The sequence below is a fragment of the Alteromonas salexigens genome (genome assembly GCF_025628895.1).
GTDB classification, from domain to species: Bacteria; Pseudomonadota; Gammaproteobacteria; order Enterobacterales; family Alteromonadaceae; genus Alteromonas; species Alteromonas salexigens.
In genome coordinates, this window is the sequence record NZ_JAOTJC010000006.1 from 63556 (window position 1) to 79421 (window position 15866).

Sequence of the window (15866 nt, forward strand, 5' to 3'; positions counted from 1 at the left end):
CGGCGAATTCTACCACCCACACCGGCAACATACAAACGAGAAACGCAGTTTTTGCTGATGTCATTGGTCTTATGTAACCCGGCCTTGGTCGGCTGCGGCTAGGCAACGCTCAACGGCTCAGTATAGTAACTAACCAGGCCTGGTTATGACAGCCACACTGGCTTGTCTCAGGTAACAATAAGACACACAGGGAGCAGGTATGAAGCACATCATTTTCGGGGCAGTAGGGGTATTACTATTCTCGGCATCTGTAATTGCGGAAAAAACGGCACTGGTAGGCGGTCGGCTTATCGACGGGTTCGGTCATCATCCACTTGCCAACAGTGTCATTCTGGTTGAAGACGGCATTATCAGGGCCGTTGGCCAGCAAGGGGCATTGGCGGTGCCTGACGACTTTACGGTAGTCAGTACCGAGGGCATGGACGTGTTGCCGGGCCTGTGGGAAAACCACGCGCACCTTATGCTCAATGGCCACGCCGATTATCCCCACTGGCACGAAGCCTACGCCGACCGTTTTGCCGATGAGATAATGCCGGCCAGCGCCTTACAGTTGCTGCTGGCCGGTATAACCAGTACCCGGGACTTAGGCGCACCGCTGGATGCGTCAGTTTCACTGAAACAGGCAATTGAAAACGGTGAGTTAGCGGGCCCCACGGTGTATATTTCCGGCCCCTTTATTCAGGCCGAACCTTATCCGGGCACCGAAGCGTATCGCTGGGGTGTGAGCACCGAACAACAAGCCGTAGAAAAGGTCAATACGCTGGCTGATGCCGGCGTTGACATCATTAAGTTAATTGATCACGACAAGATGCCGCTCAGGGTGGCTAAAAAAGTCGTGCAGCAAGCCCATGCCCGCGGCCTCAAGGTAGTAGGGCACTCCCATCGTCCAGACGAAATTCGTGTTGGCATTGAGATAGGCATTGATAACTTTGAACATACCGGTCTGACGACTGCCCCAGAATACCCGGACGATGTCATGGCATTGCTGAAAGAGCGCACTGCCACAGGGCGAGTGGCCGGTGGCCCGCTTTACTGGACACCCACGGTAGAGGGTTTGTGGAATTATGAAAACACCGTGGCGAACCCTGAAAAGCTGGACAATACCTGCTGGCACCGTGGCCTTAAAAAAGACACCATTGCCGACATTAAGCAGTCGCTGTCTGCACCCGGTCAACTGGATTACATGCAGCTGACGCCGTTACGCAAACCCACGCTAAAACGTAAGTTTCAGCAGCTTAAAGACGCCGGCGTGGTTTTACTGGTCGGCACCGACAGCGGCATCCCCACCAAATTTCATTGCCAGAGCACCTGGAACGAATTAGCGGTGTGGGTCGAGCAAATGAGCATGTCGCCAATGGATACTATTCGCGCCGCCACTTACTGGCCTGCGGTAATGATGGGGGTTCAGGATAAAGTCGGCACGGTTAGCCCGGGTAAAGCGGCCGATATCATCGCCGTAAAAGGGGATGTGCTGCGTTATATCAATCTGCTGCAGGATGTAGATATGGTAATGAAAAACGGCACCTTGTATAAGCTGAACGGACAGGTGAGGGAAGAGGCTATTCCCTAGTCAAACAATAACGCTACGAATACAAAAAAAAAGGGCTCGCTAAGAGCCCTTTACTACTTTTTGGGGTTTAGCGTTTTAACACTACCCGGTAATGCGCCTTACCCTCGCGCAACCGATCCAGCGCCTCATTGATTTCATCAAACGAATAGAATTCGGTGACCGGTTCAATATTATGGTGATTAGCGAAGTCCAGCATTTTGCGGATAGTGGCCGGGCTGCCTACCGGCGAACCAGACACAGAACGCTGAGCCATAATTAACGGGAATACTTCCAAATCTAATGGCTCAAGTGTAGCACCGACAAAATGCAGACGGCCTTTCGGGGCCAGTGTGCTTAAATAGGTATTCCAGTCCAGCTTTACGTTAACTGTAGAAATAATCAGATCAAAGCGACCCGCAGCGGCTTCCAGTTCGTCGCTGTTACGGCTGTTGATGACTTCATGGGCGCCCAGTTCTTTTGCTTCCTGTTTCTTCTCTTCGCTGGAAGAAAATGCCACGACCTTACAGCCCCAGGCGTTTAGGAATTGCAATGCCAGATGGCCTAAGCCACCAATACCAATTACACCAACCTCTGAGGTAGGGGGTAAATTAAACTGCGCAAGCGGGTTAAACACAGTAATTCCGCCACAGAATAACGGGCCGGCTTTATCCGGGTCGATGCCTTCCGGAAGCGGAATTACCGCCGCGGCCTGCGCCCGTACTTTCTCAGCAAAGCCGCCGTGACGACCGGCAATGGTCATTTGTGCCGACTGACACAGGTTATGATCGCCACTTTCGCAGGTGCGGCAGTCATTACAGTAGGCGGAGTGCCAACCCAGGCCGACTTTCTGACCCACTTTCAGTGATGAAACATTATCACCTATAGCCGCGACAGTACCCACTACCTCGTGTCCGGGCACGAACGGGTATTCAGTGAGCCCCCAGTCGTTATCCAGCATGCTAATGTCACTGTGACAGATACCACAGGACTCCACGTCAATCTCTACATCTTCGCTACCGAGTTGACCGGGGTCATACTCAAACGGTTCGAGCTTACCGCCGGGTTCTTTCGCAGCAAAAGCTTTAATCATAAATTATCTCCACACTGGTTATATTAGCTAAGGTATACGGCGGTGAAGGGGAACTACGATCAGGAATTCGCTGATTAGTTTGGATGATGGGGCGGACGGTATGTTTAAGGGTACGGGCAAAACACTCCCCCTTGTCAGAAGTGCAGGGGGAGTTTTTTGTTCTGAAGGGTTTACCTGACAGTTAGTGAGTAGGGTTTTCCGGTTTTACCATGGCGTCACTAATGACTTCCACACTGTCGACTTTAAACACAGTACCAAACATAGTAATACTCATGACGTCTGGCATGGGAGTGCCCGTGACTTTCACTACCAGGCCATTCTGATGATACTTTTTGTCTAATCCCTGCAGGGTATAGCGGGCATCATCCTCACCAATAAGCGCGTAAAAGCCACCTTCCAGCTCCTTGTAAACAATGGTGCCGGTCACGGTTTTGGTTTTTTCCATACTGCTGTCCTCTTTAGCCGGCTCAGCCTGCACGGCTTCAGGCGCGGCTTGCAAGTTCATGTCGGTTTGCTTTGCTGATGGATCATCACCGCCACAGGCGGTCAGCGTCATCATAGCCGTACCAACGGCCATCAGGCTCCGTGTCGCATTTCTCATAGTGCATCCTTAAAGGTGTTCGATAAACCTATTGAAAGGGGATATCACCTATAGTGCAAGTCTTTTTATGAATGAGAAGTGAATAAGAGCAATGCAGGTCATTGGAGTAATACAAAAAAGGCAGCCAACAGGCTGCCTTCCAGATAATGTAGAAGTCGAAGCAGACTAATACTCAAACATTGCTGAAATAGACTCTTCGTTGCTGATGCGACGAATAGTCTCGGCCAGCATTTCTGACAGAGTAAGTTGCTTCACCTTACCAATGCCGCGCATTTCTTTGCTCAGCGGGATGGAGTCCGTCACAATGATTTCATCAATCATTGAATCTCTCAGGTTTGTTGCTGCATTGCCTGAGAAGATAGCATGGGTAGCATAGGCGTAAACGTTACGAGCACCATGACTTTTCAGGGCTTCAGCCGCTTTCGCCAGCGTACCGCCGGTGTCAATCATGTCATCAACAATGATGCAGTCACGATCTTTCACGTCACCGATGATATTCATTACCTGAGCCACGTTCGCTTTCGGACGGCGCTTATCGATAATCGCAAGGTCGGCATCATTTAGCAGCTTGGCAGTAGCACGTGCACGCACCACACCACCGATATCCGGTGAAACCACCACCGGGTCGGCAAAGTCACGGCGTACCATGTCAGCCAGCAGAATGGGCGTTCCAAAGGCGTTGTCTACCGGCACATCGAAGAAACCCTGAATTTGCTCGGCATGCAGGTCGATGGTCAGTACCCGATCCACGCCTACGTTTGACAGGAAGTCAGCAACCACTTTAGCGGTAATCGGCACCCGGGCAGAACGCACCCGGCGATCCTGACGAGCATAACCAAAGTAAGGAATGACTGCCGTAATACGGCCTGCTGATGCACGACGCAGGGCGTCGATCATCACAATCAGTTCCATCAGGTTGTCGTTGGTAGGTGCACATGTAGACTGGATAATAAAAACGTCCGAACCACGGACGTTTTCATGAATTTCGACGCTGATTTCACCGTCACTGAAGCGACCGACACTGGCGTTTCCAAGTTTGGTGTAAAGACGGTCGGCAACTTTCTGGGCAAGTGCTGGTACGGCGTTACCTGCAAAGAGCTTCATATCTGGCACAAGTGTTTCCTCAGTGCATTGATAAAGGAGATGGCTGGGGTAGCAGGACTCGAACCTACGAATGGCGGGATCAAAACCCGCTGCCTTACCAACTTGGCTATACCCCAATTTTTACCGCGTGTCAGAGGTGGCGTTCACTTCTTGTAGTTTTTGTTTTAAAGGCGATTGATTTACCCCTTTAGCAACAAAGCTTGTCCATTCGGCGGGCAGCATTGCCTGTACCTGTCTGGCTAAGTTTTGGTCGGTAAAGGTGGCAAAAACACATGCGCCCGTGCCCGTCATCCGCGACGGTGCGTAGTGTACCAACCACTGTAATAATTTTGCAACTTCGGGATGGCGATCGCAGACAATTTGCTGACAATCATTGCCCGTCGTTTCGAATTGGTAGCTATCCCAGTCAATCGGGGCTGTATTACGGGGTAATTCGTCAGCGCCGAACACGTCCGCGGTACTGATGTGGATACCGGGGTTTACAACCAGATACCAGTTTTCTGGCTGTGCGACAGGAGTAATTTGTTCGCCCACCCCACCGGCAAAGGCAGTCAGGCCACGCACAAAGATAGGCACATCGGCACCCAGTGATAAGCCAATGTCAGCCAGTTCATCCTCACTGAGGTGACATTGCCACAGAACGTTTAACGCAACCAAGGTGGTGGCGGCATTGGAGGAGCCCCCACCTATGCCACCGCCCATCGGCAATTGCTTATCCAGGTGAATGGTGACACCGGCATGAGGGAGGTTGGCGCAGGGCTGTAACAGCCGGGCTGCCCGAACCACTAAGTTTTCGTCGTTTGGCACGCCCGCGAGCGGCTCCTGCAGGCGCACGCTGCCGCTTTCATCGGTGACAAAGGCCAGTCTGTCGCCATAGTCCAGCATCTGGAACAGCGATTGTAACTGATGGTAGCCATTCTCATAACGGCCCAGAATATGTAAAAATAGGTTAAGCTTGGCCGGGCTGGGCCACCAGGCTGCTGATGTCAGGGGATCTGCCATTGGTGAATACGAATCTTAATAAAGTTGGAAGTGTCTTTCTGAGTAAGTGTCAGCGCGCCGGGCAGCCAGAGGTTATCAACCTGCATATAGTTGCCATAGCTGACCTGCCACTGCTGACAGCGGTTGCAGGCTGGCGACAGCGTCGCTAACAGACCTGCGTCGGTAAGGGTGTAACTGTCCGCGTCGCCGGGCACACCTTTTACCCAGTTCAGTAGCTGCCCGATAGGAATATCCCAACCGGTTACCCGGTATATCAGGCGGGTAGCATCGGTGTCGGTATAGGTACGGTCGTCAGCCTTAAGCGTGACCAGCCCGTGTTCAGCCTGTAAATCTACCAGGGTCACGCCAAGAAAGTTACTCAGACGAAATGCCAGATCCTGTTCGTTTACCGACCAGCGCAGGTTGGCGCTGACCGCCTCGTCATTTTCTCTGAGCGCCATTTTACCTGTCAGTTTCCACTGTTCAACCGCACGCAATTGCTCTATCTGGGCAGGCAGGTTAACCGGTGCTGAGGGACCTTGGGGGCGCACCGCGCAACCGTGAATCAGTATAATCGATAAAATCAATATACAACGAAAAAACATGGGAAAGTGTCGTGTTTGCCTGGTGCTGCCTGAAGTGGCTCTATAGGAACACAGTTTCGGCAGCACTTTCAATCATTTTGGCTTTTTCGTACAATGCCGCTCCGACGTTGTCAGCACGAATATTCATGACCTTACTTGCCTTAGGCATCAATCACAAAACCGCTCCTGTAGCGCTGCGCGAAAAAGTGGCATTCACCCCTGATTCGCTGGTGGCGGCCCTGTCGTCGCTAAAGCATTTGCCCGGAGTGGAAGAGTCGGTCATCGTGTCTACCTGTAACCGCACAGAATTGTATGCCCGGGTGAACCCGGATGATACGCCGTGTCTGCTTAGCTGGCTGGCGCAATTTCACCATGTGGACAAAAACGACATCGCCAGCAATAGTTATTTGTTTGAGCAGGACGAGGCCGTTAAACATATTATGCGGGTGGCCAGTGGGCTGGACTCGCTCATTCTTGGCGAGCCGCAAATCCTCGGACAGGTAAAGCAGTCATTCGGTGATGCCCGCCACTCAGGTATGGTCAGCGCAGAGTTTGAGCGCCTGTTTCAGCATGCCTTTGCGGTCGCAAAGCGGGTACGCAGTGAAACCGACATCGGCGCCAACGCCGTTTCGGTCGCTTACGCGGCGGTGCAACTGGCAAAGCATATCTTCGCCGAGCTGCCAAAGCGCAATGTATTGCTGGTGGGCGCCGGGGAAACTATTGAGCTGGTCGCACAACACCTGAAAGAGCAGGGGGTAGGCCGACTGGCTGTGGCAAACCGGACTGTGGCACGGGCAGAAATGCTGGCTTCTCAGCTGCAGGCAGATGTGCTGACCCTCTCTCAGCTGCCGGCGCACCTGAAAGATTTTGATATTGTTATCAGCTCCACAGCCAGTCAGCTACCTTTAATAGGCAAGGGCATGGTAGAAGATGCCTTACGTCAGCGCCGTAATATGCCTATGTTTCTGGTGGATCTGGCAGTGCCGCGAGACATCGAAGAACAGGTCAATGAGCTTGGCGACGCTTATCTGTACACGGTAGATGACTTGCAGCATATTGTTGAACAGAATATGGCAAGCCGGGAGCAGGCAGCGCAGGAAGCGGAAAAGATGATTGCCCATCAGGTTGTGGAGTTTATGACCTGGAAGCAGTCACAGCAATCTATTGATTTGGTTAAGCAATTTCGCGAACGGGGCATGCAGCAGCGTGACGAGCTTACCGAGAAAGCGAAACATCAGCTCGCCGAAGGCCGGGCGCCCGATGAGGTGGTACAGGAACTGGCCTACAAACTGACAAACGCGCTTATGCATGCGCCTACCAAAGCCTTGCGGCAAGCTGCCGCACAGGATAATGCCGCACTGACCCAGTGGTTGGGTGAAAACCTGTCACTCGACATGGTCGGCGGAAACGAGAAAAAAGAAGGTTAGAACATTACATGAAAGACTCAGTAGTCAACAAGCTGGAAAATCTGGTTGAACGCTTTGAAGAAGTGCAGGCACTGCTGGGCGACCCAGAGGTGATAGGGAATCAGGACAAATTCCGTAATCTGTCCAAAGAATTCAGCCAGCTGGAGGACGTGGTAGCGGGCTTCAACCGTTATCAGCAAGCGCAGGAAACACTGGCCTCTGCTCAGGAAATGCTGACGGAAGACGATCCGGAAATGCGTGAAATGGCTCAGGAAGAAATCAAAGAGGCCAAAGCCGAGATTGAGCGTTTGGAAAGTGAGCTGCAAGTGCTGTTGCTGCCTAAAGATCCCAACGATGACCATAACTGCTTTTTAGAAGTCCGGGCCGGTGCGGGCGGTGATGAAGCCGCTATTTTTGCCGGGGATCTGTTCCGTATGTATAGCCGCTATGCTGAAACAAAAGGCTGGCGCGTAGAAGTGGTGAGTGCCAGTGAAGGCGAGCACGGCGGCTTTAAAGAAGTGATTGCGAATATCGCCGGCGACGGCGTGTACGGGATCCTGAAGTTTGAGTCGGGTGGTCACCGGGTGCAACGGGTACCGGAAACAGAATCCCAGGGGCGTATACACACCTCTGCCTGTACCGTCGCCGTTTTGCCTGAAGTGCCTGAGTCAGAAGCTATCGAAATTAACCCGGCTGACTTACGTACCGATACATTCCGGGCCTCAGGCGCGGGTGGTCAGCACGTGAACAAAACCGACTCGGCGATTCGTATCACCCATATTCCTACGGGGCTGGTGGTAGAGTGTCAGGATGAGCGTTCACAGCACAAGAACCGGGCGAAAGCGATGTCGGTACTGCAGGCGCGCCTGAATCAGATTGAAGAAGAGAAACGGGCGGCAGAAGAAGCCTCGACCCGAAAAAGTCTGGTAGGCAGTGGCGATCGCTCAGAGCGGATCCGTACTTATAACTTCCCTCAAGGACGGGTGACAGACCACCGTATTAACCTGACCATTTACCGGCTTGATGAAGTCATTGCCGGGGACTTACAGCAACTGATGGAGCCGATTTTACAGGAGCATCAGGCGGACCTGCTGGCCTCGTTGTCTGACGAATAACGTGGCGGAAACCGTAGCCAGCGCCCTGCAGTGGGCGCAGCAAACGTTATCTGAGTGCGATGACAGCGTCATCGACAGTAAAGTATTGCTGGCACACGTGCTGGAACGCACCCAAACCTGGCTCTATACCTGGCCGGATTACACGCTGACGGCTGCCCAGTGGCAGCAATTTCAGTTGCTCGTGGCCCGGCGCAATAGCGGTGAGCCCGTTGCTTATCTAACCGGCGTTCGCGCGTTCTGGACCCTTGAACTTGCCACCTCGCCGGCCACCTTAATTCCCCGGCCAGAAACAGAGTTGCTGGTCGAAAGTGCCCTTGAGCTAATGCCAGAAGGCGCCAGCCGGGTTTGCGATCTGGGCACAGGCACCGGAGCCGTAGCGTTGGCGATTGCCAGTGAACGGCCGGAGCTGGCGGTGACTGGCGCAGATTTGCAACCTGATGCCGTGGCACTGGCGCGCGCGAATGCTCTGCGTAACCAGGTTGGGAATGCCCGGTTTATTGAATCAAGCTGGTTTGAAGCCTTGTCGGGAAAATTCGATATGATTGTATCGAACCCTCCCTATGTGGAAGCCGACAGCGAATATCTGGAAAAAGGCGACGTGCGGTTTGAGCCGCGCAGTGCGTTAGTAGCCGGCGCGGACGGTCTTGATGATATCCGCATTATTGTTGCCGCTGCACCTGAGTTTCTGTGCGCCGGAGGCTGGGTGTTGTTGGAGCATGGCTTTAATCAGGCCGACGCCATTCAGACATTACTCCATGCCGCAGGCTTTAAGCAAATTCATACCAGAAAGGACTTAGCTGGCCACGCCCGAATTACCGGCGGTTGCTGGCAAACTTGCGAATAATCTTCCTTCCAGTACTATCCATACTGTAAATTTGCGGCGAAAAGGATCTACGCACATGAATGATGACCTGCTATTCATTGAAGACGATGACGAGGAGCCGGCAGAACAACTGGGCTCCTGGAAAGTGCTCATTGTCGATGATGAACCTGAGGTCCATGCGGTTACAAAGCTGGCGCTGAGTGACTTTGCCTTAAATGGTAAAACACTTGAGTTTATCAGTGCTTACAGCGGTGAAGAGGCGCGAGAACTGTTTCGTAATCACGCTGACATCGCTGTGGTGCTGCTGGATGTGGTGATGGAAACCGACGATGCCGGATTACGGGTAGCAGAGTATGTGCGTAACGAACTGGATAATCACTTTACCCGCATCATTCTGCGTACCGGCCAGCCAGGCCAGGCGCCTGAGAAAGACGTAATTATCAATTACGACATCAACGACTACAAATCCAAAACTGAACTCACCGCGCAAAAGCTGTTCACTGTGATCATTGCTGCCCTGCGCTCATACCGCGATATCATTGCGATTGAAGAAAACCGTCAGGGGCTGGAGAAAATTATTGATGCCTCTGCGGATATGTTTTCCACCCACTCGCTGGAAAAATTCATGCAGGGCATTATTCAGCAGTTGTCCTCTATCCTCGGTTGCTCACAGGACGCCGCTTATATAACCTCCACAGTGGCTGTTCCCAACCCGATTAACCAGACAGATCCTGACGAACTGTTTGTGTTTGCCGGTAACGGGGAGTACACCAGTAAAAAAGGTACCCCCTTGCAACAGGCGCTCACAGAAACGGAGTTTGCCCTGTGTCAGCAGGCGCTGCAGGAAAAGTCCATTGTGTATACCGAAGATCACGTGGTGGCGTATTGTTCCAGTCGCTCTAAGGGAGGCTCTTTGCTGTATCTGACCGGCTTACCCCGGCGGATTGGTGAAACCGACAAGCGGTTAGTTCAGCTGTTTTCCGATAATCTTCAGATTGCCTTCGAAAATGTGCTGATGACCAATGAAATTGAGGCCACGCAGCGGGAAATTATTGAGCGTCTTGGCAAAGCCATGGAGTGCGACAGTCAAAGCAGTCAGCATATTGCCCGCATGATTAAAATGGCCGAGGTGCTGGGCGCCGCCGCTGGGCTTGATGATACCCGGCTTACCTATCTGCGGTTAGCCATGCCGTTGCACGATGTAGGCAACACCCGGGTCCCGGTGAGTATTCTGGAAAAGACGTCCGGATTAAGCGAAGACGAACTCAATGCGATTCGCGAGCACGCTGAATTTGGCTATCAGATTTTAAAAAACTCCAGTCAGCCGACTATTCAGCTTGCTGCCACACTGGCTCGCCAGCACCATGAACGCTGGGACGGTAACGGCTACCCGAATGGCCTGCAAGGGGAAGAAATACAGCTGGAAAGCCGGCTGGCAACGTTAGTCGATGTATTTGATGCGTTATACAACGCCCGTCCTTACAAGGCGGCCTGGCCTCGCGAAAAAGTCGTCGCGTTGTTACAGGAACAAAAAGGTAAGCACTTCGATCCTAAGCTGGTCGATCTGGTGATTACCCATATTGAGTCCCTGGTCGCTATCCAGGCACAATTTCCCGACCAACCACAATAAAAACCAAGAAGGAACCTGTCATGTATATGATGGCAAAGCATTTACACCTTACTGCCGTAGTACTTAGTATTTTGCTGTTTGTACTGCGCTTCATCTGGGCGCAAATGGATCCCACCGCCTTGCAACGGAAGTGGGTTAAAATCGTGCCGCACATTATTGACACTGTGCTGCTGGGCAGTGCTATCTGGCTGTGTGTACTGATTGCGCAATACCCGCTGGTCACAGGCTGGCTGACATTTAAGTTACTGGGATTAATTGCCTATATTGTACTTGGCGTGATAGCACTCAAAAAAGCCAAAACAGCTCCCATGCGCTGGGGAAGCTTTGTACTGGCGTTGGTTGTACTCGGACTGACAGCCAAGGTCGCACTGACTAAACAACCATTATTTTTCTGATTAAAGGCTACATATAATTATGACCGTTTCTTCTCAAACCATTCAGGTCGGTGACATTCAGGTTGCCAACTCGGCTCCTTTTACCCTGTTTGGCGGTATGAATGTCCTGGAGTCCCGCGACCTTGCCATGCGCATAGCCGAACACTATGTAAAGGTGACTGAAAAGCTTGGCATACCCTATGTTTTCAAAGCCTCGTTCGATAAAGCCAATCGGTCTTCGGTGAATTCATACCGTGGGCCGGGGATGGAGAAGGGCTTGGCGATTTTCGAAGAGATCAAAGAAACCTTTAATATCCCGGTTATCACTGACGTGCATGAGCCGCATCAGGCTGCGCCAGTGGCGGAAGTGGCAGATGTCATTCAGTTACCGGCGTTTCTGGCCCGGCAGACGGACCTGGTGGTGGCGATGGCAGAAACCGGGGCGGTCATCAACGTCAAGAAACCCCAGTTTCTGGCTCCACATGAAATGCGCCACATTATTACCAAGCTGGGTGAGGCGGGAAATGACAAGGTGATCCTGTGTGAGCGGGGCAGCTGCTTTGGTTATAACAATCTTGTGGTAGACATGCTGGGTATGGATGCAATGAAAGCCTATGCACCGGTTATCTTTGACGCTACCCATGCGCTGCAAATGCCGGGTGGACGGGAGAGTTCGGCCGATGGTCGTCGGGCGCAGGCTGCGCAACTGGCGCGTAGTGGTATGGCTTTGGGTCTGGCCGGGTTGTTTATTGAAGCCCACCCGAATCCGGATGAAGCTAAATGTGACGGCCCTTGCGCATTGCCGTTATCGAAACTTGAGCCCTATCTGACTCAGATGAAAGAATTGGACGAATTAGTGAAAGGGTTTGCGCCGCTGGATACCAGCAACACCTGAAGGTGAGATTGCGGATACCGGCAGTGATACTGCCGGTATTCGAATCAGGTGTGAGTGCGAATTATTCGCTGCGTGCCAGGGTACGCTCAGTTCGTTTGTCTTTACGAACCGCAAACATACGTTTGCTGAGTGATACGGCGGCATCCAGTGCCAGCGCAGACGAAGCCTGCTGCTTTACTGAGCCAGACAGGTTGGTGTCCGGGATCAGATCGTTTAGTGTAATAGCCTGTTCAGCAGATTTAATCAGCTCGCTGGATTGCTGGTTTTGAGAGGTCTCTGCAGCCTGTGTTGCAGCTGTCGCAAACGCCATCACGGAAACTGTGGAAAGTAAGAGTTTGTTCATTTTTCACACCTAATTAAATTAATTTACAAAATAGTACGTCGGTTGTTAATTTCTTTAACAATCTGTTTCTTTAAGTTTATGATTTAAAACCGCGATTTCAGATTGCGGGCAAATAATAAACAACCTCCACCGGAAAATAAAACGAGTAAAAGTATGACAATTGCATTAGAATAACTAATGTAAATGTCATCCAATATTCATAAAAGGCAGCCACCCGAATGCACCGTCGATTACCGCCATTAAATGCTCTGAAGGCCTTTGAAGCTGCGGCACGTCACCTGAGTTTTACCAGAGCTGCTGATGAGCTGTTTGTGACTCAGGCGGCGGTGAGCCATCAGATTAAAGCGCTCGAAGAATTCTTATCCATGAAGTTGTTTATCCGGCGTAATCGCACCCTGCTGCTGACCGAAGAGGGGCAGGCCTATTTTCTGGAGCTTAAAGACATTTTCAAAAATCTGCAGGAAGCCACCGAACGGTTGCTGGCGAAAGGCAGTAAAGGCGCTATTACGGTGGCCATGCCGCCCAGCTTTGCCAGTCAGTGGCTGGTGCCCCGTATTTCCAAGTTCAGCCTGGCTCAGCCCGACATAGACGTTCGCATTAAAGCGGTGGATTTCGATGAGGGCTTTTTGGATGACGATGTGGACGTGGCAATTTACTATGGTAAGGGGCGCTGGAGCGGGCTTCAGGCAGATAAGCTGCATACCGAATTCCTGACGCCGCTGTGTTCACCCACGTTGTTTAGCGGCCCCAAACCGTTAACTCAGCTTTCGGATCTGCGTCATCATGTGCTGTTACACGACTCCAGCCGCGAGGCGTGGAAAAACTGGCTGAAGCAGGTAGGCGTCCTGGGCGTTAATGTGAACCAGGGACCGGTTTTCAGTCACTCTATGTTAGTCTTGCAGGCGGCCGCGCTGGGGCAGGGTATCGCGCTGGGAAATACCATTCTGGCCCGCCCGGAAATTGACGCCGGCCGGTTAGTGATGCCGTTTGAAGAAAAAATAGAAAGCCGCGATGCCTTCTATCTGGTATGCGAAGAGTCCCAGGCCGACCTCGGCAAGATAGCGGCATTCAGAGAGTGGATCTTACAACTTGTGGAAGAGGAGCAGGAGGATGTTTGATATTCAGATAGTACCCGCTGCCGAGCCTGTAGCCAGACTCATCCTGGCCCATGGTGCCGGCGCGGGCATGCAGTCCGACTTTATGCAGGATATGGCCACCCGGTTAGCTAAACACCATGTTGAGGTGGTGCTGTTTAACTTCCCGTACATGCAAACCATGATTAAAACGGGTAAGCGTCGTCCGCCGGAAAAAGCCGATAAGTTACAGTCACATTATATTGCGCTGAAACAATATGTAGATGAAACGCGCGCTGCGCTGCCCACGTTTATAGGCGGTAAGTCTATGGGTGGCAGAATGGCCACACTGGTGGCAGACACCCTGGATGTGCGTGGGGTAGTGGTCTTCGGTTACCCCTTCCACCCTCCCGGCAAGCCTGAGAAAACCCGGGTAGATCATCTTAAGGCAATCACAACGCCGGTCTGCATTATCCAGGGCGAGCGCGATACCTTTGGAAACAAAGACGATATCCGTGAATACGATCTGGGCGTGCAGGTAAATTGTCATTTGCTGGAGGATGGCGATCACAGCCTCAAGCCGCGCAAAGCCAGTGGTATTAGTTACGAGACGCATCTAACCACCGCCCGTGATATTGCGGTGGCCTTCATAAACAAGCGACGTCACTAATGCGAAAGCTGATCATTATAGCGGCAGCGAGTGGAGCATTGGCAGTTGTGCTGGGCGCCTTTGGTGCACACGGGCTGAAATCACTCCTCACAGCCGCCCAATTAAACACCTTCGAAACCGGCGTGCGTTATCAGATGTATCACGCACTGGCGCTGCTGGCGTTACCCGTCCTGATTCCCCTTGCTGATTTACGGTGGCTACGCCGGGCTGGCATGGCCTTTATACTGGGCACGTTATTGTTCAGTGGCAGCCTCTACATGATGGTGCTGCTTCAGGCGGCGTGGGCCGGGCCAATCACACCAGTAGGTGGCGGGTTATTTATACTCGGCTGGCTGGCGTTAATTATTGCTTTGTGGAAAGGGCAGCGACATGACTGAATTACTGGCATATTGCCGTAGCGGCTATGAAAAAGACACTGCCAGCGAATTAACGGCACTGACCGCAGAGCAGGGTGTATATGGTTACCCTGTGTTGTCTGCAAACAGTGGCTACGTCAGTTTCATGCTCCACCAGGCAAAGGATCTGCACACCCTGGCCGCATCAATACCGGTTGCGGGCACTGTGTTCCCCCGTCAGCTGGTGGCAGTCACCGAATCGCTGACCAATGTAGATAAACAAGATCGTATTTCACCTGTGCTGAGCGTGCTGCGTGAAGTAGTGGCTCAGACCGGTCAGGCTGGCAATGTGGTGGTAGAGCACGCCGATACCGATGACGGTAAGCAGCTGGCCAAGTTCTGCCGTAAATTTGTTGTACCGTTAAGACAGGCGTTGCGGGGCGCCGGGATCCTCAGTAAGAAGGACGACAACAATAAACCGGTGCTACATGTATTTTTCACTGAATTTGACGCCTGTAAAATAGGCTACTCGCTGCCGGCGGCCCGCAGCCCCTGGCCGATGGGCATCTGCCGGTTGAAGTTCCCCGCCGATGCGCCGAGTCGCTCTACGCTGAAACTGGAGGAAGCCATTGTCAGTATGTTGTCGGCAGAAGAACGTGAACAGGTACTGAGAGCCGGTGGGCGTGCCGTTGACCTTGGGGCGTGTCCCGGTGGCTGGACCTATCAGCTGGTGCAGCGGGAGATGTATGTGGAGGCCGTGGATAACGGGCTGGTGGACGACTCTCTGATGCGCACCGGACTGGTGGGGCATGCCGCCGCCGACGGCTTTACCTACCAACCTGAATATGGGCGGGTAGATTTGCTGGTATGTGATATGATTGAACAACCTGACCGGGTAGCAAAGCTAATGGGCGACTGGCTGGTAAAAGGATTGGCCGACCACGCTATTTTTAATCTCAAGCTACCTATGAAAAAACGTTACGAAACCGTCACTCAGGCGCTCACTTTGTTAAAACAAAGAATGGCTGAGGCGAAAATCAAATTTTCACTTCAGGCCAGACATCTGTATCATGACCGCGACGAAATTACCGTGACAGTGATACGACAGGAATAGGCGGTAATCCTACTACGGCAAAATAAGTTAGGGATATTCATCCTTAATTCTATAAGTTGTTGTTTAAATAGAATTTTATTGAAATGTGGCGCGGAGCCGCTGGATAAGTTTTACTCATTCGGCGGAAAAAGGTGTAAATCTGGTACCAAGATCCTTTATAATCCCGCCGTTTTTTTACT

17 protein-coding genes and 1 tRNA gene are annotated in these 15866 nt (G+C 52.2%); 11 read left to right on the plus strand and 7 right to left on the minus strand.

The features are described 5' to 3' along the window. The first annotated feature begins 199 nt into the window (after positions 1–199). A complete protein-coding gene (locus OCL06_RS04375; RefSeq protein WP_262992531.1) occupies positions 200–1570 on the plus strand; it encodes an amidohydrolase family protein in 1371 nt (456 codons plus the stop codon). A 67-nt stretch (positions 1571–1637) separates the two neighbouring features. Here OCL06_RS04375 and ahr read toward each other — a convergent pair whose 3' ends face one another. The 6 genes from ahr to lolB all read right to left on the minus strand — a co-directional run bounded on the left by ahr (position 1638) and on the right by lolB (position 5876). Beyond that, the gene (gene ahr, locus OCL06_RS04380; RefSeq protein ID WP_262992532.1) at positions 1638–2639 is read right to left on the minus strand and encodes an NADPH-dependent aldehyde reductase Ahr; all 1002 of its coding nucleotides are present in this window, start codon (positions 2637–2639) and stop codon (positions 1638–1640) included. Positions 2640–2820: 181 nt separating this feature from the next. Next, positions 2821–3240: a ribose-phosphate pyrophosphokinase gene (locus tag OCL06_RS04385; protein ID WP_262992533.1), complete on the minus strand. Its 420-nt coding sequence runs from the start codon at positions 3238–3240 to the stop codon at positions 2821–2823. A gap of 165 nt (positions 3241–3405) precedes the next feature. Then, positions 3406–4344 carry a ribose-phosphate pyrophosphokinase gene (locus OCL06_RS04390; protein ID WP_262993104.1) on the minus strand — a complete coding sequence of 313 codons (939 nt, stop codon included), beginning with the start codon at positions 4342–4344 and terminating at the stop codon, positions 3406–3408. A gap of 40 nt (positions 4345–4384) precedes the next feature. After that, positions 4385–4460, minus strand: a tRNA-Gln gene (locus tag OCL06_RS04395). Between the two features lie 4 nt (positions 4461–4464). Continuing rightward, a complete protein-coding gene (gene ispE / locus OCL06_RS04400) occupies positions 4465–5346 on the minus strand; it encodes a 4-(cytidine 5'-diphospho)-2-C-methyl-D-erythritol kinase (protein ID WP_262992534.1) in 882 nt (293 codons plus the stop codon). Beyond that, the gene (lolB, locus tag OCL06_RS04405) at positions 5331–5876 is read right to left on the minus strand and encodes a lipoprotein insertase outer membrane protein LolB (protein ID WP_262992535.1); all 546 of its coding nucleotides are present in this window, start codon (positions 5874–5876) and stop codon (positions 5331–5333) included. The genes ispE and lolB overlap by 16 nt, the downstream gene beginning before the upstream one ends. 179 nt (positions 5877–6055) lie before the next feature. Here lolB and hemA point away from each other — a divergent pair, with 179 nt between their 5' ends. The 6 genes from hemA to kdsA are packed head-to-tail and all read left to right on the plus strand — an operon-like array spanning position 6056 to position 12152. Beyond that, a complete protein-coding gene (hemA, locus tag OCL06_RS04410; protein WP_262992536.1) occupies positions 6056–7336 on the plus strand; it encodes a glutamyl-tRNA reductase in 1281 nt (426 codons plus the stop codon). An 8-nt stretch (positions 7337–7344) separates the two neighbouring features. Beyond that, positions 7345–8430, plus strand: coding sequence for a peptide chain release factor 1 (prfA, locus tag OCL06_RS04415; RefSeq protein WP_262992537.1), 1086 nt, complete (start codon positions 7345–7347; stop codon positions 8428–8430). Between the two features lies 1 nt (position 8431). Beyond that, positions 8432–9274: a peptide chain release factor N(5)-glutamine methyltransferase gene (gene prmC, locus OCL06_RS04420; protein ID WP_262992538.1), complete on the plus strand. Its 843-nt coding sequence runs from the start codon at positions 8432–8434 to the stop codon at positions 9272–9274. Positions 9275–9329: 55 nt separating this feature from the next. Continuing rightward, positions 9330–10883: a DUF3369 domain-containing protein gene (locus OCL06_RS04425; protein WP_262992539.1), complete on the plus strand. Its 1554-nt coding sequence runs from the start codon at positions 9330–9332 to the stop codon at positions 10881–10883. A 20-nt stretch (positions 10884–10903) separates the two neighbouring features. Further along, positions 10904–11278 carry a SirB2 family protein gene (locus tag OCL06_RS04430; protein WP_262992540.1) on the plus strand — a complete coding sequence of 125 codons (375 nt, stop codon included), beginning with the start codon at positions 10904–10906 and terminating at the stop codon, positions 11276–11278. Between the two features lie 19 nt (positions 11279–11297). Then, on the plus strand, positions 11298–12152 hold the full coding sequence (gene kdsA, locus OCL06_RS04435; protein ID WP_262992541.1) for a 3-deoxy-8-phosphooctulonate synthase: 855 nt from the start codon (positions 11298–11300) through the stop codon (positions 12150–12152). A gap of 61 nt (positions 12153–12213) precedes the next feature. Here the strand turns inward: kdsA and OCL06_RS04440 are convergent, their stop codons facing one another. Beyond that, complete coding sequence (locus OCL06_RS04440) at positions 12214–12495, minus strand: hypothetical protein (protein ID WP_262992542.1); 282 nt, start codon at positions 12493–12495, stop codon at positions 12214–12216. 218 nt (positions 12496–12713) lie between these two features. On the opposite strand from OCL06_RS04440, the gene OCL06_RS04445 reads away from it, so the two are divergent. From OCL06_RS04445 to rlmM, 4 genes are read left to right on the plus strand one after another with little or no spacing between them, the layout of a single operon-like run. After that, the gene (locus OCL06_RS04445) at positions 12714–13613 is read left to right on the plus strand and encodes a transcriptional regulator GcvA (RefSeq protein ID WP_262992543.1); all 900 of its coding nucleotides are present in this window, start codon (positions 12714–12716) and stop codon (positions 13611–13613) included. Next, the gene (locus OCL06_RS04450; RefSeq protein ID WP_262992544.1) at positions 13606–14238 is read left to right on the plus strand and encodes an alpha/beta family hydrolase; all 633 of its coding nucleotides are present in this window, start codon (positions 13606–13608) and stop codon (positions 14236–14238) included. Before OCL06_RS04445 ends, OCL06_RS04450 begins: the two co-directional genes overlap by 8 nt. After that, positions 14238–14615, plus strand: coding sequence for a DUF423 domain-containing protein (locus OCL06_RS04455; RefSeq protein WP_262992545.1), 378 nt, complete (start codon positions 14238–14240; stop codon positions 14613–14615). The genes OCL06_RS04450 and OCL06_RS04455 overlap by 1 nt, the downstream gene beginning before the upstream one ends. Then, positions 14608–15687, plus strand: a complete 1080-nt coding sequence (gene rlmM, locus OCL06_RS04460; RefSeq protein WP_262992546.1) for a 23S rRNA (cytidine(2498)-2'-O)-methyltransferase RlmM — start codon at positions 14608–14610, stop codon at positions 15685–15687. The genes OCL06_RS04455 and rlmM overlap by 8 nt, the downstream gene beginning before the upstream one ends. Positions 15688–15866 lie beyond the last annotated feature (179 nt).